This is a genomic window from Streptomyces sp. NPDC088354 (assembly GCF_044753585.1).
GTDB lineage: Bacteria > Actinomycetota > Actinomycetes > Streptomycetales > Streptomycetaceae > Actinacidiphila.
The window spans coordinates 1-2,963 of record NZ_JBIVNJ010000124.1 but is presented as its reverse complement, the minus strand read 5'-3'; the positions used below and the strand labels follow the sequence as shown (position 1 = coordinate 2,963).

Here is a 2,963-nt window from a genome sequence, read left to right as displayed (position 1 = left end):
CCCCCCGATCTGGCGTTTCGCGAGGCAGTGGCATCCTTGGGCGGTGTTCTCATCCGATCATGCGGGCGCCGTGTTCTTCGATGTCGATGGCACACTCGTCCCCGGCACGAGTTCGTCCGTCTTTCTGGCTGGCTTCCTTGGGCATCGAGACGAATTGGCCAAGGCCGAGGACGCCTACGCCTCCGGTGTCCTGGACAATCGGGAGGTCTCCGAGCTGGACGCCGCGGGCTGGGCGGGGGTTCCCGAAGATCAGGTTGTTAGCTGGCTCGACGGGCTTCCCTTGGTCTCGGGCATCACGGAGACCGTGACCTGGTGTCGACAGAACGGGTTGGTGCCCATACTGGCGACCCTCGCCTGGTCGCCAGTCGGCAGCTACCTGACTGACCGCTTCGGCTTCCATGGGTTCAGCGGCCCACGGCTGGAGACGGCCAGCAGCCGGTTCACGGGCCGGGTGGCCTGTCACTTCGACGAGTACGGCAAGCGGGATTTCGCTCTCGCGCAGGCGCGAGAGCTGGGGCTGGCTTCCCGCTCGTGCGCTGCCGTCGGGGACAGCCGCTCCGATCTGCCGCTGTTCGCATCCGTCGGGTTGAGCGTGGCGTTCAATGGCTCGGCAGGAGCGCGCGAGGAGGCGACCGTCACGGTGGACGACGACGACCTGCGGGGCGTGCTTCCGCTCTTGAGCCGCCTGGTCACAGCCAGGCGTTGATGGCCGCAATGAGGACGGTCGCCTCGTAGCGGACTGCGAGTTTGATGCCCCCATGGATGTCAACCGGCTGATCTTGGCTGCTCCAAGCTTGGCCGGAGCGGAACGATCGTCTGGTAGATCTCGCGGGCGACGTAGCGTTTGAGGCAGCGGATGGCTTCGCGGCGTGTCTTGCCTTCGCTGATTCGGCGTTCGATGTAGGCCCGGGTGCGGGTGTCCCAGCGCATCCGGGCCAAGACGATTGTGTAGAGGGCGGAGTTGGCTTGGCGGTCGCCGCCGCGGTTGAGTCTGCGCCGCTGGGTTTTGCCGGAGGAGGCCTCGACGGGGCTCGCGCCGCAGAGAGCGGCGAAGGACGCCTCGCTGCCCATCCGCTGGGGGTTGTCCCCGGCTGCTGTCAGCAAGGCTGCGGCGGTGTCGGGGCCCCCGCCGTAGACATCGAGAAGCTTTGGTGCGCAGACGCCGATAGTGGCGGTGATCCGGCTGGTGAGCTCGCTGATCTCATCGGTGAGATGCAGGATGCGCCTGGCCAGGAGCCGGAGCGTGTGCCGGGCGGCCCCCGCGGGACCGGGGTCTTCTCCGGGGCTCAGCTCGCTGCAGCGGCGAATGAGCCTGGGATTGCTCAGGCCAGCCAGCGATTCACGCAGGGCAGCGTCTGCGGCGACCAGGATGGCCTTGAGCTGGTTGATGGCCTGCGAACGGGACTTGACCGCGGAGGTCTTGGCCATCTTGAACAGGCGGATTGTCTCCACCGGGCCGTTGGTGGTCTTGGCAGCGGCGGTGGCACGGCCGGAGAGGACAGCATGAGCCGCTGCGGCTGCGTCGATCGCGTCGGTCTTGCCGCGTCGGCGGCGGATGGCTTTGTCCGGCTGGTTGACCTCGGTGACCGTGAGGCCCTCGCTGTGCAGGTAACGGGTCAGTGCGGCTCCGTAGGAGCCGGTGCACTCCACGCCGGCCCGCTGTAACCGTCCGAAGGAGCGGGCCCAGGAAAGCAGCTGGCGGTATCCCTCTCCTGTGGTCGGGAACGCACGGTTGTCCAGCAGTGCCCCGGTCGTAGTGACTACGGCTGCTGCGTGGCTGTCCTTGTGGGTGTCCACCCCGAGCACCACTTCCTCGCTGAGGTCAGTGGCGTGGTGACGTGGATCGGTGCGCTGGGTCATGCTGTTCACGGTCGACTGTCTCCTGACGCTGCGGGAACACCGGCCGACGCCGGGCCGAGTGCGGCGGTCAGGACTGTGACGGTGCCTGTCGCGAAGGCCCCTATCGGGACACGCCCACCGGTCCGGCGGCAGCATGCGCCGCCTCAGACAGCGGTCGGCAGATCAAACGCAAGGCACTGAGGCCAGTCGTATCGCGGGCCAGACCACTACCCGAGGCGGCACCCCCACATCCTCACAGTCGTATCTTGTGGCCACGGCGCGGTGTCCTTTGAGGCGGTTGATGCCGCATTCGACCGCGTGTCGCGCCTTGTAGTCCTCGGCGTCGAACTTGGGCGGCCGGCCGCCGCGCGAGCCGAGCTTCTTGCGGTTGCGCGCCTGGTCGGCTTTGTCCGGGATAGTGCAGCGGATACCGCGTCGACGCAGGTAGGCGCGGTTCTTGCGCGACGCGTACGCCTTGTCGGCGCGAACCCGGTCGGGCCGGGTCCGCGGACGGCCGGAACCCGGGCGGGCGACGCGGACCTTCTTCAGGACAGGTTCGAACTGCGGGGAGTCTCCTCGCTGTCCAGCCGTGACCACGATGGACATGGGGCGCTGGCCCTGCTCGACCGCCAGGTGCAGCTTGGTGGTCAGGCCCCCGCGTGAGCGGCCGAGCCCGTGGTCGTCCGGCTCGACGGCGACGCCGCCGGGCGGCTCCTTCTGCAGGTCCCCTTTTTCCGCGCCCCGGCGGCGTGCTGATGGGCGCGGCAGACAGTGGAATCGATGTTGAGCTCCCAGGTGATCAGGTCCTCGGCATCGGCCTGTGCCTGCAGTTCGGCGAAGATCCGCTGCCAGGTACCGTCTCGCTGCCAGCGACGGAACAAGTCGTACGTCCGGGCCCAGGGTCCGTACCGCTCCGGCACATCCCGCCACGGGACACCAGTCCGGGTGCGAAACCGTATGCCGTCGATCAGCTGCCGCCGGGTCCATATCGGCGGACGCCCCGGCTTCTTACCCACGGGGAACAACAACCGCTCCAAGCGGGCCCACTGTGTATCCGTCAGATCTCCACGTGCGACGGGGCAAGATCATCCCACCTCGAGATCCACTTCCGATACACGCCCTAG

Annotated in this window: 3 protein-coding genes; 1 reads left to right on the top strand and 2 read right to left on the bottom strand. The window is 67.8% G+C overall.

Annotation, left to right across the window (positions count from 1 at the left end):
* Window positions 1-43 precede the first annotated feature (43 nt).
* Window positions 44-706, top strand: coding sequence for an HAD family hydrolase (locus tag ACIP98_RS42080; RefSeq protein ID WP_401982145.1), 663 nt, complete (start codon window positions 44-46; stop codon window positions 704-706).
* A gap of 59 nt (window positions 707-765) precedes the next feature.
* On the opposite strand, the gene ACIP98_RS42075 is transcribed toward ACIP98_RS42080, so the two are convergent.
* Together ACIP98_RS42075 and ACIP98_RS42070 are read right to left on the bottom strand one after the other, a co-directional pair.
* On the bottom strand, window positions 766-1,860 hold the full coding sequence (locus ACIP98_RS42075; RefSeq protein ID WP_401982141.1) for an IS110 family transposase: 1,095 nt from the start codon (window positions 1,858-1,860) through the stop codon (window positions 766-768).
* Between the two features lie 162 nt (window positions 1,861-2,022).
* Window positions 2,023-2,900 (bottom strand): IS5 family transposase gene (locus ACIP98_RS42070; RefSeq protein WP_401982143.1). Its coding sequence is split into 2 segments (ribosomal slippage): window positions 2,023-2,565 and window positions 2,568-2,900, totalling 876 coding nucleotides; the frame shifts between segments, so codons are not numbered across the junction.
* Window positions 2,901-2,963: the final 63 nt, after the last annotated feature.

Excerpts from the sequence above, each read along its gene's own strand:
- ACIP98_RS42075 (WP_401982141.1), bottom strand. The coding sequence starts at position 1,860 with ATGACCCAGCGCACCGATCCACGTCACCACGCCACTGACCTCAGCGAG.